Source organism: Methylophaga nitratireducenticrescens, assembly GCF_000260985.4.
GTDB lineage: Bacteria > Pseudomonadota > Gammaproteobacteria > Nitrosococcales > Methylophagaceae > Methylophaga > Methylophaga nitratireducenticrescens.
The window spans coordinates 1,667,069-1,685,552 of sequence record NC_017857.3 but is presented as its reverse complement, the minus strand read 5'-3'; the positions used below and the strand labels follow the sequence as shown (position 1 = coordinate 1,685,552).

The window sequence follows — 18,484 nt, the reverse complement described above, 5'->3', positions numbered from 1 at the left end:
TCAAAATTAATATCCACTAAAGGCGTGTTTGAAATCGTAATCGACGCTGGTGAGACATGGCTATCTGTGTGATAATCCATAGTTTTCTGATATCAGCTAAAGGGCACACCAAATGGATGAAAACAAGAAGAAAGCGCTTGGCGCAGCCTTAGGTCAAATCGAAAAACAATTTGGCAAAGGTGCGGTTATGCGTTTGGGCGATGGAACTGCCCACCGTGATATTGATGCGGTCTCAACGGGCTCAATCGGGTTAGACGTTGCACTGGGCATCGGCGGTCTGCCGCGTGGACGTGTTGTTGAAATCTATGGCCCGGAATCTTCCGGTAAAACCACGCTGACTTTGCACGCCATCGCTGAAATGCAAAAACTGGGTGGCACCGCCGCGTTTGTTGATGCCGAACATGCACTTGATCCACTTTATGCTGAAAAGCTGGGCGTCAACATTGACGATTTGCTGGTCTCACAACCTGATACTGGTGAACAAGCTTTGGAAATCACCGATATGCTGGTGCGTTCAGGCGCCGTTGATATAGTGGTTGTAGACTCGGTAGCAGCATTGACACCTAAAGCTGAAATCGAAGGTGATATGGGCGACAGCCATATGGGTCTGCAAGCTCGCTTGATGTCTCAGGCGTTGCGTAAACTGACTGCTAATATCAAACGTTCCAACACGCTGGTTATCTTCATTAACCAGATCCGCATGAAAATCGGTGTGATGTTCGGTAACCCGGAAACGACTACCGGCGGTAACGCTCTTAAATTTTATGCTTCGGTTCGTCTGGATATTCGTCGTATTGGTGCCATCAAGAAAGGCGATGAAATCCTCGGTAATGAAACCCGCGTGAAAGTCGTTAAAAATAAAGTCGCGCCACCCTTTAAACAAGTCGAATTCGATATTCTTTACGGCGAAGGTATTTCCCGCGAAGGCGAATTAATTGATTTGGGTGTCAGCGAAAATATCGTCGAAAAATCCGGTGCATGGTACAGCTATGATGGCAACCGCATTGGCCAGGGTAAAGATAACGTACGTATTTATCTGAAAGAACATCCTGAAATGGCCAAAGACATTGAAGCCAAAATTCGTGCTGTGATGTTACCGAAGAACATCAAGGTAAAAGCTGAAACACCCGTGGATGATGAAATCGACGCGTGAAATCCCGCTCTGCAACCGAACAAGCCATTGGCTATTTAGCCAGACGAGAACATAGCGCTGCAGAATTACAGCAAAAACTTCAACAAGCTGGCCATGAAACAGATAAAATTCATGCCGCTTTAGAAAAGCTGCAACAAAGCGGCCTGCAAAATGATCAACGTTTTGCCGAAGCGTTTATCCGGTCTCGTACTCTTCGCGGATATGGTGAACTACGAATTCGGCAGGAAATGAAACAGAAAGGCGTGGCGGATGAATTGATTAATTCCACCATGCAACAGGCAGAAACTGATTGGTTTGCGCTTGCCATCAAAGTACGATGCAAGCGTTTTGGCGAGCAGAGCCCCGATGATTTTAAAGACCGTGCCAAACAGATGCGGTTTTTACAATATCGGGGCTTTACTCATGAACAAATAACGGAAAGTTTTAAACTGACTAATGAAAACTAGCGCTGATTTACGCAAATTGTTTCTGGACTTCTTTGCTGACAAAGGTCACGAAGTTGTTTCCAGCAGTCCATTAATTCCAGCCAATGATCCGACATTGTTGTTTACCAATGCCGGCATGGTTCAGTTTAAAGAAGTCTTTCTCGGTCAGGAAACCCGAAAATACACGCGAGCCACCACTACACAACGTTGTGTTCGTGCTGGTGGAAAACATAACGATTTGGAAAACGTTGGCTATACCGCCCGCCACCATACCTTCTTTGAAATGCTCGGTAACTTCAGCTTTGGTGACTATTTCAAACGTGAAGCAATTCAATACGCCTGGGAATTTCTAACCGAAACGCTGCAATTGCCCGCCGAGAAGTTATGGATCACCGTATTCGAAGAAGATGACGAAGCGGCGGATATCTGGTTAAAAGAAATTGGTGTCGATGCTTCCCGCTTCTCTCGCATTGGTGCCAAAGACAATTTCTGGTCAATGGGCGATACCGGCCCATGTGGCCCCTGCTCTGAAATATTTTATGACCACGGCCCGGAAGTCGCCGGCGGCCCTCCCGGCACACCGGAAGAAGATGGCGATCGTTATATCGAGATCTGGAATCTGGTGTTCATGCAGTTTGACCGCTCTGCAGACGGCACACTGACACCGCTGCCTAAACCATCAGTAGATACTGGCATGGGTCTGGAGCGTCTGGCAGCCGTATTGCAGCACAAGCATAATAATTACGATATCGATCTGTTTCAGAATCTGATTAAAGCGATTCAAAAACTGTCGGGCACTACAGATTCCAGCAATACCTCCCTGCGTGTTATTGCTGACCATATTCGCTCATGTGCCTTTATGATCACCGATGGCGTTCAGCCTTCAAACGAAGGTCGTGGCTACGTACTGCGTCGTATTATCCGCCGCGCCATTCGCCATGGACATAAGCTGGGTTTAAAAGAAGCCTTTTTCTACAAACTGGTTCAGCCGTTAGTCGATGAAATGGGCGAAGCTTTTCCGGAATTGACCAAGGCACAACCAGTTGTCGAACAGGCTTTACAAATTGAAGAAGAACGTTTTGCCGATACGCTCGATAACGGTCTGAAAATTCTGGATCATGCAATTGAAGAAATGGGGGATAAAGAGATTCCCGGTGAAACCATTTTTCTGTTGTACGACACCTATGGTTTCCCAATTGACTTAACGGCTGATATTGCCCGCGAACGTGGCTTAACGATAGATGTTGCTGGCTTTGAACGTCATATGGAAGCACAACGTAATCGTGCCCGTAGTGCCAGCCAATTTGGTGGCGGTTTGTCTGAAACGCTGATTATTGATGGTGAGACCGTTTTCTGTGGTTACGATCATATGCGTAATGAAGGCGTGATCACTGCCCTGCTGGTTGATGGCGAAAATGTCGATAAACTGCATGCGGGTCAGCAAGGCATTATCGTTCTGGATCACACACCGTTTTATGCTGAATCCGGCGGTCAGGTCGGTGATCAGGGTGAAATCAACACGGCGGGCGCCCACTTCATTGTCAAAGACACTCGCAAACAGGGTAAAGCCTTTACCCACATCGGTGAATGTAAAGACGGTACTTTTGAAGTCGGCCAACCGGTGATTGCCCATGTTGACGAATATAACCGCCAGGCTACGGCACTGAATCATTCTGCAACCCATCTGTTGCATGCGGCATTGCGAAATGTGCTTGGTGAACATGTGACACAAAAAGGCTCACTGGTCGATTCACAACGTTTGCGGTTCGACTTTTCGCATTTTGAACCCGTTACAGCAGATCAGCTTCGCGAAATTGAACGGATGGTTAATCAACACATTCGTGTAAACCATGCTGTTGAAACCCGCCTGATGCCAATTGAAAAAGCGCGTCAAAGCGGTGCTATGGCGCTGTTTGGTGAGAAGTATGATGACGAAGTTCGCGTGCTGAGCATGGGTGAGTTTTCGATTGAACTCTGCGGTGGTACACACGTTGGCCGCACTGGTGATATCGGTTTAATGAAGATCATTAATGAAACCGGCATTGCTTCAGGTGTTCGCCGCATTGAAGCGGTCACCGGTGAAGCAGCGCTGAATTACATTGAACAATCAGAAAACCGCCTCAATAGCATTTCTGAACTGGTCAAAGCCAAGCCGGAAAATATTGAAGAAAAAACTCAACAACTGGTGCAACGCACCCGTCAGCTGGAAAAAGAACTGGAATCACTTAAATCCAAACTCGCCAGCAGTGCCGGATCAGATCTGGCAGCATCTGCTACCGAAATCGGATCGATAAAAGTGCTGGCCGCCAATCTTGAAGGGGCTGATGTAAAAAGCCTGCGTGATACGGTTGATCAACTTAAAAATAAACTGGGCACTGCCGCCATTATTCTGGCAACTGTAGAAGGTGAAAAAATCACCTTGATCGCCGGTGTCACTAAAGATGCGACTGATAAAATTCGTGCCGGTGATCTGGTATCGCATGTCGCCGCACAAGTTGGTGGTAAAGGTGGTGGCCGACCAGATATGGCACAAGGCGGTGGTAGCGAACCACAAAAATTAACTGCTGCACTCGACTCCGTCACCAACTGGGTGGCATCTAAGCTGGAAAATTAAGTCATGGCACTTATCGTACAAAAATACGGCGGTACTTCAGTCGGTTCTGTAGAACGTATCCAGGAAGTCGCTAAAAAAGTTATTCAATATCGTAAAGACGGTCACGACATCGTGGTGGTCGTTTCCGCTATGAGCGGTGAAACCAATCGTTTACTGGCTTTGGCTAAGGAAATTAATCCCGACCCACGTGGTCGTGAACTGGATGTTTTATTGTCAACCGGTGAACAGGTCACTATCGCACTGCTTAGCATGACACTTGAACAAATGGGTATGCCCGCACAATCCTATACCGGATCCCAAGTGAAAATCCTCACGGACGATGCACATAACAAAGCCCGCATCATGCAGATCGACGATGAAAAAATGCGTCAGGATCTCAGTGATGGCAAAGTTGTCGTCGTTGCAGGATTCCAGGGGTGTGACGAGCAAGGCAATATTACTACTCTGGGTCGTGGCGGTTCCGATACCACTGCAGTGGCGTTGGCTGCGGCGTTAAAAGCCGATGAATGTCAGATTTATACTGACGTGGATGGTGTCTACACCACTGATCCACGCGTTGTCCCGGAAGCACGTCGGCTTGATCACATTACCTTTGAAGAAATGCTCGAGATGGCCAGCCTGGGAGCAAAAGTTTTGCAGATTCGCTCGGTCGAATTTGCTGGAAAATACAACGTGCCATTACGCGTACTTTCATCATTTACAGAAGGTGGCGGCACATTAATTACGTCTGAGGAATCGTCAATGGAACAAGCGCTTATTTCAGGTATTGCCTTTAATCGCGATGAGGCAAAATTAACCATTCTGGGCGTTCCTGATCAACCAGGTGTAGCTCATAAAATTCTGGGGCCAATTGCCAAACAAAATATCGAAGTCGATATGATCATCCAAAACACGGGTCATGATGCTACTACCGATTTTACTTTTACAGTGCATCGTAACGATTATCAAACAGCCTTGAATCTGCTTAAAGAAACCTCGGTATCACTGGGTGCTCGTGAAGTCACTGGCGATGAGCATATTGCCAAAATATCTCTGGTTGGTGTGGGCATGCGTTCACATGCAGGTATTGCCAGCACAATGTTTGAGACACTGGCCGAAGAAAATATTAATATCAGTATGATCTCAACCTCTGAAATTAAAATTTCGGTCGTGGTGAATGAAAAATATTTAGAACTGAGTGTGAGGGCGTTACACAAGGCCTTTGAACTTGAACATTGTAACTAAATCATTGATATCAGGAAGTTTTTCCTATCGATTAGGTGCATCTATCCTGATATACTTTGCACACACTAGATAAGCGGATAATTTGTTGTCCAACGCTGTCCTAGAGAAAGAGAGACAAAGATCTCTCAAAGGAAATAAAACGGAACTGGCACGAGGCCTAGATCAACGAAAGGAGTCATCAACCTCCTCCCCTCGGTGCCAGAATTTATACTGCAAGGGGAATAATCATGTTAATACTTACACGTCGCGTTGGAGAATCTCTAATCATCGGTGATGATGTTGTTGTAAATGTACTGGGTGTCAAAGGTAATCAAGTAAGAATCGGTGTAGATGCACCAAAAGATGTCACAGTTCACCGTGAAGAAATCTATGATCGTATTCAAGCTGAAAAAGATCAATCAAACGCAGGTTAATTAGGCAAATCGACTAGCCAAAAGAATCACAGCTGGTATAATGGCCGGCTTGATGGAGAGCTGGCCGAGTGGCTGAAGGCGCGCCCCTGCTAAGGGTGTATAGGTTAATCCCTATCGAGGGTTCGAATCCCTCGCTCTCCGCCATTTTTTCTGAAATTATCCTTGTGATAATCAGTAAAAAACAGTACAATTTCACGCTTTAAAGCGCCTGTAGCTCAGCTGGATAGAGTACCTGGCTACGAACCAGGCGGTCGCACGTTCGAATCGTGCCAGGCGCACCAAAATTGAAATACAATTAAGCAGCTATCATTAATTTGATAGCTGCTTTTTTGTTTGTTCTCTTTGGAAGTTTAGTGCTATTGAAAATTATCGTAACAAACCGGTGATGAACGCTCCCGAGTCTCCTCGGGGCTTATTTCTTCAAGTTTATCGAGAATGTGATCTTTAAGAATTGGAAGATGTGAGTTCTCTAATTCTTTAACGGCACTTATCAGAGTTATCGTTTCTTTATTTGCAAGCTGAACGATGCATTCCATTTCTTTCTGTTGACTTTCCAGCTCATCTGAATAACGTTTTGAAAATTGCTTATAACTTAATTCGCTATTATGCCATTGTTTACGGAGCGAGTTTGAAGGCGACAACTCCTTTATCCAGTCATCATATTGCAACTCTGATTTTTTGATGCCTCTAGGCCATAATCTATCAGCTAAAAGTCTTATACCATCTGATTTCTCTTTTTTATCGTAGACTCTTTTTAACTTAATTGGGTTGTAATGAGACGTCATCTTTTCTACCTCCATTTTGTCGCTTGGTCTATTTAGAGATTTTTGGTGCTGTTTCATTACCTATATTATCAATTGGTCAGCTACTACCTTATTTATCTTCTTACAAACAGGACCATTTCGCTATTTTTTCACCTTTGGTCTCAAGACTTCTTTCCTTTTCAACCAAAATATAGATTTTATTTTGCCATTATTCGGCAGCCATTCCCTTTTGAGATATCCATTCATTTTAGTCTTTTTTATGGTAGCTTGAGCGAGACTAATGGTCTTTACTAATTAAGTGAATGTGCACCACCGTTCTGCCATAAAACCATATGTAACAGTCATAAATTTCTTAAAAAACTCTTTATAATCTTTTGTTATTAAAATAACGCGTGCAACAGAATTTTTCGAAAAACAATCTCATTACCACTATTAGTTTTTAATTTGGTTGTTATTACCATACTGCTAGATCCTGTTTTATGGTGCATCTAAGGCATAAAAAAAGCCGAAGGAACAAATAGATACTGAAGCTATAGTTATTTAATTTAACCTGTTAATTTGAAATCCACCGGAACGACGACAGTAAACGATTTATTCGACAGGTTGCCTCGGACGGGTAATTCTCTTACGGCTTTTTCTAACATCTCGCGAGCAGCTCTATCCAGGACTTGATGTCCGCTGCCTTGTCCTATGATGTTTATTTCGACCATTTCCCCTTTATCAAACCTTACGCTTACCATGACAATGCCTTCCAAATTACGGCGAATAGCTTGTTGGGGATATTTTTTATTTTTGGAAACCATGGCGTAAAGCAATTGGCCGTAACCTTTCCAGGCTTCGTTACGATCAACTTCATCTGCCCCGCCTCTGTTGTCTTCGTTGGGGTTATCACCAGTGGCGTTGACTGCTTTACTGGTTGAGGAAGCATTTTCTGAACTGACCGTAGATGATGGCAATGGCGATATTTCTGCTACCTCCTCATCTATGGGTTCATCAGTTTCAGGCTCAATCACTTCAGCCACTTTCGGTTCGGCTATCGGTAATTCCTGTTTTGGCTTCTCAATAACTTTAGGTTTTTCCGGGTTGGGTTCCACCTTCGGTTTAGGCTTTTCGACTTTTTTGGGTTCAGGTTTTACCGGCTCTGGCTTGGGCGGTGGCGCTACTGGCTTTATTTCTTCAACAACTTCCTCTTCCGGTACCTTTTCAAGCACAACCAGCTCTTCAGGTTCTGGTGGCGTATCGTCTTTGGCGACAAGAATTTGTTTATCAATAACTGGAGGCTTTATCAGTTCTACCGGCTCTGGAATCGGCTCCGGTTCGACTATTTCAGGTTCTTCTTCAACCGGTTCGATCTCTTGAAGCTGAGTCACTTGTACAGCAATTCGCATGGGGGCAGCTGGCGGTGAATATTCAATTACTGGCAGAAACAAAATTAATAAACCAATATGAATTGCTAAAGCCAGCAAAAACCCAGGGATAATTCGGTCAGAGCCAATGGCCTGGGCTGATGAAAAATCCGGGACCATGGTTGTCATATCAGTTATTCACAAATTTATTTTGCCAATAAACCATGGTTAATTAATCGCCTCAGGCTGCATCACAAAGGTGAATTTAGTAATGCCCGCCCGCTGGATGGATGCCATAACCTTGGCCACTTTCCCATATTCGGCTTTTTCATCAGCAAAAATTTCAACAGTACTGTCTGCATTCTCTGCGGTCTGCATTAATCGCAGATCAAGATCCTCCTGAGAAACAGCCTCATCGGTAAAATAAACCGTACCATCATCGGTCACACTAATACTGATGGTATTTGGCTGAGTCAGTGAAAGATCAGAAGTGGCTTTGGGAAGATTGACCGGTACCGCGTTACTTAATAATGGTGCGGTAACGATAAAAATGGTCAGTAATACCAACATAACGTCTACCAAAGGCGTTACATTGATTTCACTCATTGCAGCGTCATCACTACCCATATTCATTGCCATATCGGATTTCCTTACAAAGTTAAGACGGTTGCCTTTACAATCAATGTTTGATTTTAATGAATACCGCTGTCCGAACTGTTGGCTCGATTCACTTCCTCAAATTGACCACCGGATTTCAGCACTAATAACTGAAACGCTGAAGCGAAGTTATCCATGGTGGCAACAGAAAGACGCACCTTACGCAGGAAGTAGTTATAAGCCAGAACAGCTGGCACCGCTGTAGCAATACCGACAGCAGTGGCAATCAACGCTTCACCAATTGGTCCTGCCACTATATCCAGACTGGCTGAGCCAGATGCTGAAATCGCTTTAAGCGCATTCATAATCCCCCAGACGGTACCGAACAGACCGATAAACGGTGCAGTAGACCCCACACTGGCCAGTATGGATAAGCCATTTTCCATGCGGGTTTGTTCGATATGTGCTTGCTGGCGAAGGGCGTGCAGCAATATTTGCTGTCTGTCTTCTGGCATAAAAACAGTGTTCATTTCTTGTAATGACGAAATTTCGGCGAATCCTGCCTGGCAAACACGTGATAATCGGCCTTGGGTAGAAGAGATAATCGCCGGCAATTCATCAATATGTTTTATCTGAGAAAACAGCCTTAAAAAATGACGGTCACGACCGGTATTACGATAGAAGACAAAAAACTTGGTGATAGCAACAGTCCAGATCAGGACCGATAAAAATGCGAGAAAAATAAGTACCGCATCAACTATATCTGGTACTGAATCCATAAAAACGCTTTCCTTCGTTGTGAATGTAAAAACAGGGCCTTAATGCTCAAATGTTGATGATTTAACGTACGAATCCGTCGCAGAGCATCAAACTATTAGAATATTTATCAGCAGGCATAACCGCCATAACTAGCCGGTTAAAGTGTTCCCTTACTATATATGCCAATTGAAAATGCAAAAGTGACAATTATTTTTAATCTTTTTTTGAAAAAAATTAACGATGCATAAATTAATCTCGTTTCTCATCGCTATTTCTAGCTAAAAAACACTAAATGTTAAAGGGAAAATATCCTTTATTTGCTGTTGAAGACTCAAATGGCCGTGATTAACAAGCTATTGTTTTATATATGATTCGAACTGCACTCTTATATCTTTTTTGATTGTTTTATCAATTTTTAAATTGGGCGGCGACTATTTGCAGATCATCAAAACCCAATGTTCCAGTGACTTTTTTTAGATTCAAATAGCTTTGCAGATAGTTATATCGCGCGAGTAATAAATCGCCTTTAGCTTCAAAAAGCTGACTTTCGGCATTGAGCACGTCAATATTGGTTCGTGTGCCACCTTTTATACTTTTGTGGGTGGCTTTCACCAGCAGCTGTGCTGAATTTACTGCCGTGGTTAATGCCGTTAACCTCAGTTTAGAATCCAGAACCAGGTTGAATTGTTTTTGCAGTTCGATGATGACGGTATTGGCTTTTTCATCAAATTCGGCTTTGGCTTTAAGCAGATTTGCTTTGGATTGACTAACCCGAGCAGGCGTCGCGCCACCGGAATAAATTGGTAAGGTAAATTGCAAACCTATTGAGTTGACTGTGGCGTCTTGGTTATACGTGTTAGTAGTATCAGAAACATTATTATTCCAACTCATCACAGCATCCAATCGGGGCATATAAGCCGCTTTACTGCGATTGACCTCTTGTTCGGCCACTTCAAGGCTGTGTCGTTGAGCCGCCAACTCAAGGTTGCTTTTAAGTGCGAGAGACTCCCATTGCTCCAGGTTTATTGGCTCAACGGGCAGTGTGGCAAAATCTTCAATTAATGGCTGTATCTCGTCAACCTTACGGCCTAAAACCCTATTCAATGTGGTTCGGGCATCGTTCAGAATATTCTGCGCTTCGACGATATCTGCCTCAGCCAAATCATATTTCGCCTGAGATTCCAGAATATCGGTTTTGGTGCCTTCGCCATTTTCAAACATAAACAGATTTGCCTGTTTTTGTGCAGCATAAGCGGCTCTTTTTGTCTTTGCCAAACCAAGCATATCCTCAGCATATAAAACGGCAGCATAGCGATTGAAAACTCGTAAAATAAGCTCCTGCTCACGTATTGCAAACTCCTGATCACTCAAAGCAGTTTGTGCCACGCCCTGTTTATAACGCGCATAGCCATCAAAATTGATCAACGGTTGACGTAACTGGACTGAGGCCGTCTGACTGGCGTATTTCCTTTCTTCAGTTCGACTTATCAGGCCATTTTCGAAATCTATATCCGCATGATTTTTATAGCGTGAGTAACTTGCCGTAATCACTGGCAACAGATTGGAGCGGCCCAGTGCCTTAAACTCCTGACCTGCCTGATGGGCATAAAAAGCTGCTTTAAACGCCGGATCATTATCCCGGGCTAATGTATAAGCCTCTACCAGATTTATTGCCTGTACTTCAGTCATACTGAACAGACAGAAAACAAGAAAACTGAGGTGTTTAGTCAAAAGCCGCATGCGTAACCTACTCTTCTGACATAGAGAGTTTTAGACGATCAATAATCGGCTTAAGTAGATAATTCAGCATGGTTCGCTCACCGGTTTTGACAAACATCTCAACCGGCATACCGGGTTGTAATCTTAAATCCGGCATCATCTCGATGCCTTCAGGCGACACCTTGGCAATCAACTGGTAATACGGCGAACCGTCCGTCTCGTCTATTAACCGGTCAGCTGACACCTGAGTGACCTCTCCCGGAATATGTGGAGTGAGGTTTCGATTAAAGGCGGTGAACATTAGTTCTACAGGTAATCCGGGGCTGACTTTATCAATCAAATGAACGGCCAATTGTCCTTCGACAACCAGACTATCGTCTCTTGGCACAATCTCCATCATGGTAAAGCCCGGTGCGACCACTGCGCCTTCGGTAAACACATTCATGCCCACCACGGTGCCCGATACCGGCGCTCTCACCAGCACTTTCTCAAGATCGTAATCCAGACCGGTTAACTGATTGCCAAGTGCATCGACTTGTTTTTGAACTTCCGAGAGCTGTTCTCTGACTTCAGCTTTATATTCCTGACGCAGCTTTAGCTGACTCAGTTTGAGTTCGGCCACCTGACTTCTGGCCTGTGCAATATTGCCCACATCTTCTGCGATGGTCGCATTAATCTGTGCCATCGTTTGTTCCAGTTCCAGCAAACGATTACGGGCGACATAGCCCTCTTTCTCCAGTTCTCGGACACCCTTTAATTGTTCTCCAAGAAATTTTAATTGCTCCAGTTTATTTGCCCGTGAAGCTTGTAGTCCCTCAGCTTTGGATATCAATCCCTTAATGTTTTCATCGATAACCGATAATTCGCTCTGTAAGGCGCTTCTTCTTGAGGTGAATATTTCGGTTTGAGAGCCCAGATAATTTGAAATACGTGGGTAATCAGCAACATCCTTGAGCATTTTGGGAAACTCGATTTGCTGAAGATCATCCCGCTCAGCAATTAATCTCGCTTCTGCTGCTTTGGCAATGTAATACTGCACTCGATTGGTTTCGGCATTGGCTCTGGCTTGAACGCTATTCATCCGAACAAGCACCTCACCCGCCATCACGAGATCGCCTTCCTTGACCAAAATATCTTCCACAGTGCCGCCATCCTGATATTGAACAGCTTTCCTTTTGGTAGCGACAGAAACCTTGCCATTAAGCGGCACACCTTGATCCAACGGTGCGAGTGAGGCCCAAACCAAAAAGCCTCCAAAACCGGCAATGACGATCCCCCAGCCCAATCGCGTGTATTTGTTGATGTCTTTATTCAGTGAGGTCAACACATCTTTATTCTGAGGTTTGGTATTTTCGTTTTGCATGTTTGATAACGTTTCCATGTTGTTATGCAACGGCAGAGGCTTGAGGTCTGGGCTGATTTTCTTTATTTTTCTGAGCGATGGTTTTCATCACATTGGCTGTTGGACCAAACAACTGAACCGTGCCATCCACCAATAATAAGAGTTTGTTACTGACTGCTAATGCACTGGATCGATGGGTGATCATGACAATGGTTTTGCGTTGTTTTTGAAGCTTTTTAATGGTCTCAGCGAGGGCTTTTTCACCGGTTTCATCCAGATTTGAATTTGGTTCATCCAATACAATGAATGCGGGTTCGTTGTATATGGCTCGTGCTAATCCCAAGCGTTGTTTTTGTCCTCCTGAAAGCCCCGTACCATCGTCGCCCAATAAAGTGTCATACCCATCGGGTAGCCGGAGGATCATTTCATGCACGCCAGCTTGTTTGGCCGCAGAGATCACTTTGTTGGCATCCACTTCACCAAACCGGGCGATATTTTCACTGACCGTGCCAGCAAACAGCTCAATTGTCTGCGGCAGATAGCCAATATGTGGCCCTAGCTCTTGTTTATTCCACTGGAAAATATCCACAGCATCCAACCGAACCTTGCCGGCACGGGTTGGCCAAACCCCAACCAGAATACGTGCCAGAGTCGATTTCCCCGCCCCACTGGGCCCAATGACGCCGAGTACATCGCCGGGTTCCAAGGCAAAGGTAACGTTTTTTAAGGCAGCAACTTGAGCACCGGGCGGCAGCACTGTGATGCCTTCTACTGACACTAATCCCAAAGGTTCGGGCAATTCCATACCGGCTTCACGAGCAGGATTGGCGTCCAGCAATTCACTAAGACGTGAATAAGCACTCTTGGTCGCGTTCCATGTCTTGCCAACACTGATTAATTGTTCGACCGGGCTTAAGACTCGGCCCATTAAAATGGAGGCCACAATCATCATGCCGGGGGTAATTTTATTTTCCAGTACCAGTAACGCACCCAGGCCCAACACCAATGACTGCAAACTGATACGGATAAAACGGCTCATCGCCCCAATAGAAGCGGCTTTATCACTGGCTTCACTTTGCAATGCTAAAAACTGTTGCTGTAACCGATACCAACGGCCCATCAGATTATCCAGCATGCCCATCGCCTCAATCACTTCGGCGTTACGTAAATTATTGGTAGCGAGGTTATTGGCTTTTACCGCAATGGAGTTGGCCTCAGAGAGCGGCTTTCTGGAAATAACTTCGCTGATGACGGCCAATACGATTAATAAAATAGAACCGGCTAATGCAAACAGCCCCAGCGATGTATCAAACAGGAAAATAATCAGTATGTAGATGGGAAACCACGGCGCATCAAAAAAGGCAAACAAACCATTACCACCAACAAATTGCCTGATGGTGGTCAGATCCTGTAATGACTGCCCGGCATTGGTGCCTTTGCTCTTCAGGCTTTGTTCAAACGCAGCGGTATATACCCGTTTGTTTAATACCGTATCGAGTTTTGATGAAACGCGAATCAGCACAAAACTCCGCACATATTCCAAACCACCCAAAATGAGATACGCCCCCACCACAATCAGGGTGAGCATTAACAAAGTAGCTTCATTTCGACTGCTTAATACCCGGTCATAAACCTGCAGCATGTAAAGCGATGGCACCAGCATCAGCAGATTCAAAATCGCACTGAAAAGCCCCACAGTGATAAACACCGATTTAAAGGCCAATAAGGCTTCGGCGATTTCATTTTTTGCGGTTTTTAACGGCTGTTTCATAAGTCACTCAATTTCAGCAAGATACTGTTTTAAAGATAATTTTCGACATACACGAAATACCACTCACCGTAATAGTCCTTATCTTCAAAATCCTGATAGATAGGTCTAAAATTTTTCCGCTTAAACGGCTTCTCGCCCGATAGACTGTTTACGCCCATCACGCCACCATTAGGCGCAACCACAATGCCCCAGCCCTCGCGCTGAGTGACCGGATCAATATAAAGCTTGCGAATATGCCGCTTGGGCATGGGAAATCTGTCGTCGTAAAGTAAGGCCTGCAGGTTCGGTGGATACTGTTTCACTACACCGGGAGTGGCATTGTAATAACTGCCTATTGATTTTCTGATCGTGTCCCCGACCTTTAACAGTTCCTGTTCTCTTTCACGCTTCACTACATCGCTCCACTTGGCGCTTGCCTGAGTCAGGATGTAGCCTGAAATAACCAGCAAACAGAGCATGCCGAGTAAGATAAAACCCCGATTGGCAACCTGTGAATTACCATTCCGCATAAGGTGTTCCTTCTGACGAAATCAACGGTGATCCGCTAAACACATCGGCAATACTGCCCTCATATTCATTGGTTTTAGGCTCACTGAAAACCCAGGTGTCACGCCGATCGGTAATCGGGTCTACCGGGACTTCTCTCAAGTACCGCCCATCGACCAAGTCCTGCAGACTATTGGGATATTCATTTCTATCACCCAGATACTGATCAATGGCACTTCGCATCACAATCAGGTCATGACGCAGTACTTTCTCTTTCGAGCGATCCACCGAGTCAAAATAGCGCGGTGCAACCAAGGTCAGCATGACGGCAATAATGGTGAGCACCACCAATATTTCGATTAAGGTAAAACCGGCGAATGATTGTTTATTTCGCATCACCATTCCTTATAGGGTTGTTTGTTAATGCCAATGGCGTTGGAGAGTGAATAAACGTCATACACATCCTCACCGGCCTCGCCTTCATCAAAAGAGCTTTCATAACTTCGCAATCCCCAGGTTTCTGCATTGCTTAATGTGTCATCGTTAGCAAACGGATCCCTCGGTATCCGCCGTAGGAAGTAGATTTTTTTATTGTCCGGGTCCTGCGCATTTTCGACGCCATCGACCAGCTCTTGTAACGAACTCGGGTAACCGGATTTATCGTCTGACATTTCAATCCGGCCGTCTTCCACCGCCTCTTTATAAGCATCAATCGCATCACGCATTTGCCACAATGCCCGTTTGAGTTCCTGCTCTTTATTCCGCTTGACAGTCATTTGCATCAGCGGTGCAGCAGAGGTCACGATTAACGCCAGTAACACCAACGCCACCAGCAGTTCAATCAAGGTAAATCCGTTGTGTTTTTTGTGGATTTTCATCATTACATGCCACCAGGAGATTGGATTTGTCTGGCGAATTCCTCAGCGGTGGTGGCATTTCTTTCCTGCTCATCTTCATCAGTCTGGATCACAATCGGTGCCATCGGATTTTGTGCAACAGGTGCCATTGGACGCGCTTGCGGCATCTGAGCACTGCGGGTTGCCTGACTAACGCCAGAGGGGAATGCCGTGTAAACCGAGTTGGCTGGCACGATGTTGTGAAGAATACGCGGGGTAATCAGCAGAACAATTTCGCTTTTCTGCTTATCCGTACTGATATCGGTAAAAAAACGGCCGACAAAAGGCAGGTTGGACAGCCCTGGAATCTTGTAGGTATTATCCTGCCGATCATCGGTGAACAACCCCGCCAGAACCTGGGTTTCACCATCTTTTAATTGCAATGTGGTCACCGCATTACGGCTACCAATCGAATAGGCTAAAACCCCACTGTTACTGGTCACTTGATCAATGATATTGCTGACTTCCAGCTCAACCTCAATCGAAACCTGATTTTGAATCAGAATTGTCGGTTCTACTTCCAGCTTAATGCCGACATCAATGTAGCTGACCGATTGCGAAACAAACCCTGTGGAATTGGCCACGCTGGTGAGTACCGGCACTTTGTCACCGACATGGATTTTAGCTTTATCGCGGTTTTTCACCCGAATTTTCGGGTTGGCTAACAAATTAGTGTCGGTATCGCGATGCAATAAATTCAGCGCCAAAACGGGATCGGTAATACTAAATACGCCCAGATCCGAATTAAACTCTTTCAATTCGGCTATGGTCAGTCTGCCGGGCACCTCATCCTCGCCTTCTACACCTAGACCAATCTGTGTTGGATAACGAATACCAATTTCTTCCAGATTACGGCGATTGACCTCCATCACCTCAACTTCGAGCATCACTTCCGGCTCAACCAGATCCTGAGAGGTAATCAACTTTTCAGCCGTTTTGATCGAATCCAACGTGTCACGCATCACCAGCGTGTTGAGATTTTCATCGATATACACTTCTTCGACTTGCAGCACGGTTTTAACCAGGAGCATCGCCTGTTCAGCATCCATGTTATTCAGGTAAAAACTACGGACATATAACTCTTGATATTGCTGACTACGGCTTAATGGATAAATCAAAATCGTGTTTTCATTAAGCACCTTTTTGCCCAACTGATTGGTGGTCAGAATGGTCTCAATCGCATCGCTGATGGGCGTATTGCGTAATATCACGCTGGTCAGCATGCTATCGCTGAGTTCACGGTCAAAGGTGAAGTTCAAATCCCCGGCTTTACCGATATATTCAAATACCGATTTGATAGGCGCATTATTAAATTCCAGGCTGACCGATTGTTTAAAAGCTGTTGTAATTTGAGGAACATTATTGACCTTATCGATAGCCTGCTGATCGATCTTTTCAAACAAGGTTCTTGCTTGCTCATGGGTGGTATCTTCCGCCAGAATCGCTCTTAATAAAGCTCGTGCCGTATCCAAGTCCTGTTCTGCATAAGCCTGTTCAGCACTGTTGAGAAGAGTTTGATGCTTTTGAGCAATGGCGACTTTTTTTAATCCATTCAAAGCGCGTTGATTTTCAGGAGCAGTAGTTAAAATGTTTTGAAACTGGGATTCAGATCCAATCAAGTCTCCTTGTTTTAGTAGAACTTCCGCGGATTTAATGCGTTGGGCAACTGCTAAATCCTGATGCATTTTCAAAGTATTTCTATAATGAACATTGTCTGGATATTGCTGAACCAATGCCGCCAGCTTTTGCGTTCCGGCGTCTAAGTGGCCCTGAGCAAGCATTTGTCTGGCCTCATCAAACTCTTGATCGACCTGCTCCTGTTTCTGATGTGATGACATGGATGAACAGCTTTGCAAACACACCATTGCCATAAGAAAAGTGCTGCGTTTTAGCATCCGTAACCAGCAAATATCCCTGTTTAATCTCAAAGTAACGCTCCAATTTTCACACTTACCTGGGTTTGGGTTGGCAGGTTAACCAGAATCATTTCCGTCGACTCAATGGATTTAACTTGCCAGGTGTCTTCGAGCGTATCGCCGGTTTTTACAACATAGTTCTTCCGCCCATTGGTCAAAAACACTCGCATTTCTCCATCTTCGATTAGTTTTCCAACATAGATATAGGGATTGGCTGGCATGACAGGTTGGGCAGGTAGCGGATCTACTGCGATTTCTGGCTCAGCAATTTGAGGCACGGCAAACAGGTTTTTCGGGGTTTCGATGATCCGGTTACGTAGCTGAATATCCTCATCTACCACATCGTTTTGAGTCATTTGAAATGTCTGTACTTGCACGGACTCAGGCGCCTTCACCTCAACAGCTTCAATGTCGTCCTCCTGCTGCTCGATCCAATAAACCATGAGCAACGTTATGCCCAGGCCTATCCATACCAAATAGTTCTTGATGCTTTGCACTTACTCTTTCCCTGCAGCTTTGGTATATAAAACAAATTCGAGATTGGAACTGACAATGTCGTTGTTGAGATCATCACGCTTAAAGTTGATATGACTTAATGCTATGGTCCGCTGGCTGTTCATCACGTCGGTGACAAAGTTACGGATGGTGGGATACTGGGCAACCAAGGGGAATTTGATCTGATACAACACCATGGATGATTGAGGAATAGCACGGGTCGAATAATCCGATCGGTTTAACGCAAGACCATGCTTTTCAATCAAGGTCAAAACATCGGCAATTTTCTGATTCGCTTCATTTTCAGAAGGTAAAGCCTGATAAAAACGTTTAGCGATATAGTTAGATTGTTTCTCACGTTTAATTTCGACCGGCACCCTGTGTTGCAGATCCTCAACAACCAAATGGAGTCTTTCTGCTTCAGCTTGATTGGCCTGAACAATAAAAAAGATAACCACCGTTGCGACTAATAACAGAATGGCCAACTGTCCTTGCCAGCCTAATCGACGCACTTGATATGTTAGCCATTGCATTTTTGCATCAATGTGTTTGCTTTGTGTCATA

General features: G+C 44.9%; 18 protein-coding genes and 2 tRNA genes. 7 read left to right on the top strand and 13 right to left on the bottom strand.

The features are described from left to right. The first annotated feature begins 112 nt into the window (after positions 1 to 112). The 7 genes from recA (at position 113) to Q7A_RS08070 (ending at position 6,110) form a co-directional block, all read left to right on the top strand. Positions 113 to 1,153, top strand: a complete 1,041-nt coding sequence (recA, locus tag Q7A_RS08100; RefSeq protein WP_014706860.1) for a recombinase RecA — start codon at positions 113 to 115, stop codon at positions 1,151 to 1,153. After that, positions 1,150 to 1,599: a recombination regulator RecX gene (gene recX / locus Q7A_RS08095; protein ID WP_014706859.1), complete on the top strand. Its 450-nt coding sequence runs from the start codon at positions 1,150 to 1,152 to the stop codon at positions 1,597 to 1,599. The genes recA and recX overlap by 4 nt, the downstream gene beginning before the upstream one ends. After that, positions 1,589 to 4,192, top strand: a complete 2,604-nt coding sequence (gene alaS / locus Q7A_RS08090; protein ID WP_014706858.1) for an alanine--tRNA ligase — start codon at positions 1,589 to 1,591, stop codon at positions 4,190 to 4,192. Before recX ends, alaS begins: the two co-directional genes overlap by 11 nt. Before the next feature lie 3 nt (positions 4,193 to 4,195). Beyond that, on the top strand, positions 4,196 to 5,416 hold the full coding sequence (locus Q7A_RS08085) for an aspartate kinase (RefSeq protein WP_014706857.1): 1,221 nt from the start codon (positions 4,196 to 4,198) through the stop codon (positions 5,414 to 5,416). 227 nt (positions 5,417 to 5,643) lie between these two features. Continuing rightward, complete coding sequence (csrA, locus tag Q7A_RS08080) at positions 5,644 to 5,829, top strand: carbon storage regulator CsrA (RefSeq protein ID WP_014706856.1); 186 nt, start codon at positions 5,644 to 5,646, stop codon at positions 5,827 to 5,829. A gap of 54 nt (positions 5,830 to 5,883) precedes the next feature. Next, positions 5,884 to 5,973: transfer RNA gene (locus tag Q7A_RS08075), tRNA-Ser, on the top strand. Between the two features lie 60 nt (positions 5,974 to 6,033). Continuing rightward, positions 6,034 to 6,110 (top strand) — tRNA-Arg (locus Q7A_RS08070). Between the two features lie 75 nt (positions 6,111 to 6,185). Here the strand turns inward: Q7A_RS08070 and Q7A_RS08065 are convergent. From Q7A_RS08065 to pilO, 13 genes are all read right to left on the bottom strand, one after another. Beyond that, complete coding sequence (locus Q7A_RS08065; RefSeq protein ID WP_048480986.1) at positions 6,186 to 6,671, bottom strand: DUF488 domain-containing protein; 486 nt, start codon at positions 6,669 to 6,671, stop codon at positions 6,186 to 6,188. Positions 6,672 to 7,138: 467 nt separating this feature from the next. Then, positions 7,139 to 8,128: an energy transducer TonB gene (locus Q7A_RS08060; RefSeq protein ID WP_014706854.1), complete on the bottom strand. Its 990-nt coding sequence runs from the start codon at positions 8,126 to 8,128 to the stop codon at positions 7,139 to 7,141. 39 nt (positions 8,129 to 8,167) lie between these two features. After that, a complete protein-coding gene (locus Q7A_RS08055) occupies positions 8,168 to 8,578 on the bottom strand; it encodes an ExbD/TolR family protein (RefSeq protein ID WP_014706853.1) in 411 nt (136 codons plus the stop codon). A gap of 53 nt (positions 8,579 to 8,631) precedes the next feature. Next, positions 8,632 to 9,315, bottom strand: coding sequence for a MotA/TolQ/ExbB proton channel family protein (locus tag Q7A_RS08050; protein WP_014706852.1), 684 nt, complete (start codon positions 9,313 to 9,315; stop codon positions 8,632 to 8,634). A 388-nt stretch (positions 9,316 to 9,703) separates the two neighbouring features. Next, on the bottom strand, positions 9,704 to 11,035 hold the full coding sequence (locus tag Q7A_RS08045; RefSeq protein WP_014706851.1) for a TolC family outer membrane protein: 1,332 nt from the start codon (positions 11,033 to 11,035) through the stop codon (positions 9,704 to 9,706). Positions 11,036 to 11,042: 7 nt separating this feature from the next. After that, complete coding sequence (locus Q7A_RS08040) at positions 11,043 to 12,377, bottom strand: HlyD family type I secretion periplasmic adaptor subunit (protein WP_014706850.1); 1,335 nt, start codon at positions 12,375 to 12,377, stop codon at positions 11,043 to 11,045. A 22-nt stretch (positions 12,378 to 12,399) separates the two neighbouring features. Beyond that, on the bottom strand, positions 12,400 to 14,127 hold the full coding sequence (locus Q7A_RS08035; protein WP_014706849.1) for a type I secretion system permease/ATPase: 1,728 nt from the start codon (positions 14,125 to 14,127) through the stop codon (positions 12,400 to 12,402). Between the two features lie 29 nt (positions 14,128 to 14,156). Further along, positions 14,157 to 14,636, bottom strand: coding sequence for a type II secretion system protein (locus Q7A_RS08030; RefSeq protein ID WP_014706848.1), 480 nt, complete (start codon positions 14,634 to 14,636; stop codon positions 14,157 to 14,159). After that, positions 14,623 to 15,009, bottom strand: coding sequence for a type II secretion system protein (locus Q7A_RS08025; RefSeq protein WP_014706847.1), 387 nt, complete (start codon positions 15,007 to 15,009; stop codon positions 14,623 to 14,625). Before Q7A_RS08025 ends, Q7A_RS08030 begins: the two co-directional genes overlap by 14 nt. Continuing rightward, positions 15,009 to 15,494, bottom strand: a complete 486-nt coding sequence (locus Q7A_RS08020; RefSeq protein ID WP_014706846.1) for a prepilin-type N-terminal cleavage/methylation domain-containing protein — start codon at positions 15,492 to 15,494, stop codon at positions 15,009 to 15,011. Before Q7A_RS08020 ends, Q7A_RS08025 begins: the two co-directional genes overlap by 1 nt. Next, positions 15,494 to 17,347 (bottom strand): type II and III secretion system protein, encoded by a 1,854-nt coding sequence (locus Q7A_RS08015; RefSeq protein ID WP_151903907.1) that lies wholly within the window; start codon positions 17,345 to 17,347, stop codon positions 15,494 to 15,496. Before Q7A_RS08015 ends, Q7A_RS08020 begins: the two co-directional genes overlap by 1 nt. An 86-nt stretch (positions 17,348 to 17,433) precedes the next feature. Then, on the bottom strand, positions 17,434 to 17,922 hold the full coding sequence (locus tag Q7A_RS08010; RefSeq protein ID WP_041354457.1) for a hypothetical protein: 489 nt from the start codon (positions 17,920 to 17,922) through the stop codon (positions 17,434 to 17,436). Continuing rightward, positions 17,923 to 18,483 carry a type 4a pilus biogenesis protein PilO gene (gene pilO / locus Q7A_RS08005; RefSeq protein ID WP_014706843.1) on the bottom strand — a complete coding sequence of 187 codons (561 nt, stop codon included), beginning with the start codon at positions 18,481 to 18,483 and terminating at the stop codon, positions 17,923 to 17,925. Position 18,484: the final 1 nt, after the last annotated feature.

Coding starts and splice junctions, on each gene's coding strand:
- csrA (WP_014706856.1), top strand. CDS start 5,644: ATGTTAATACTTACACGTCGCGTTGGAGAATCTCTAATCATCGGTGAT.
- Q7A_RS08085 (WP_014706857.1), top strand. CDS start 4,196: ATGGCACTTATCGTACAAAAATACGGCGGTACTTCAGTCGGTTCTGTA.
- Q7A_RS08050 (WP_014706852.1), bottom strand. CDS start 9,315: ATGGATTCAGTACCAGATATAGTTGATGCGGTACTTATTTTTCTCGCA.
- alaS (WP_014706858.1), top strand. CDS start 1,589: ATGAAAACTAGCGCTGATTTACGCAAATTGTTTCTGGACTTCTTTGCT.
- Q7A_RS08025 (WP_014706847.1), bottom strand. CDS start 15,009: ATGCGAAATAAACAATCATTCGCCGGTTTTACCTTAATCGAAATATTG.
- Q7A_RS08015 (WP_151903907.1), bottom strand. CDS start 17,347: ATGTCATCACATCAGAAACAGGAGCAGGTCGATCAAGAGTTTGATGAG.
- Q7A_RS08040 (WP_014706850.1), bottom strand. CDS start 12,377: ATGCAAAACGAAAATACCAAACCTCAGAATAAAGATGTGTTGACCTCA.
- pilO (WP_014706843.1), bottom strand. CDS start 18,483: ATGACACAAAGCAAACACATTGATGCAAAAATGCAATGGCTAACATAT.
- recA (WP_014706860.1), top strand. CDS start 113: ATGGATGAAAACAAGAAGAAAGCGCTTGGCGCAGCCTTAGGTCAAATC.
- Q7A_RS08045 (WP_014706851.1), bottom strand. CDS start 11,035: ATGCGGCTTTTGACTAAACACCTCAGTTTTCTTGTTTTCTGTCTGTTC.
- Q7A_RS08065 (WP_048480986.1), bottom strand. CDS start 6,671: ATGAAACAGCACCAAAAATCTCTAAATAGACCAAGCGACAAAATGGAG.
- Q7A_RS08020 (WP_014706846.1), bottom strand. CDS start 15,494: ATGATGAAAATCCACAAAAAACACAACGGATTTACCTTGATTGAACTG.
- Q7A_RS08060 (WP_014706854.1), bottom strand. CDS start 8,128: ATGACAACCATGGTCCCGGATTTTTCATCAGCCCAGGCCATTGGCTCT.
- Q7A_RS08055 (WP_014706853.1), bottom strand. CDS start 8,578: ATGGCAATGAATATGGGTAGTGATGACGCTGCAATGAGTGAAATCAAT.
- Q7A_RS08030 (WP_014706848.1), bottom strand. CDS start 14,636: ATGCGGAATGGTAATTCACAGGTTGCCAATCGGGGTTTTATCTTACTC.
- Q7A_RS08035 (WP_014706849.1), bottom strand. CDS start 14,127: ATGAAACAGCCGTTAAAAACCGCAAAAAATGAAATCGCCGAAGCCTTA.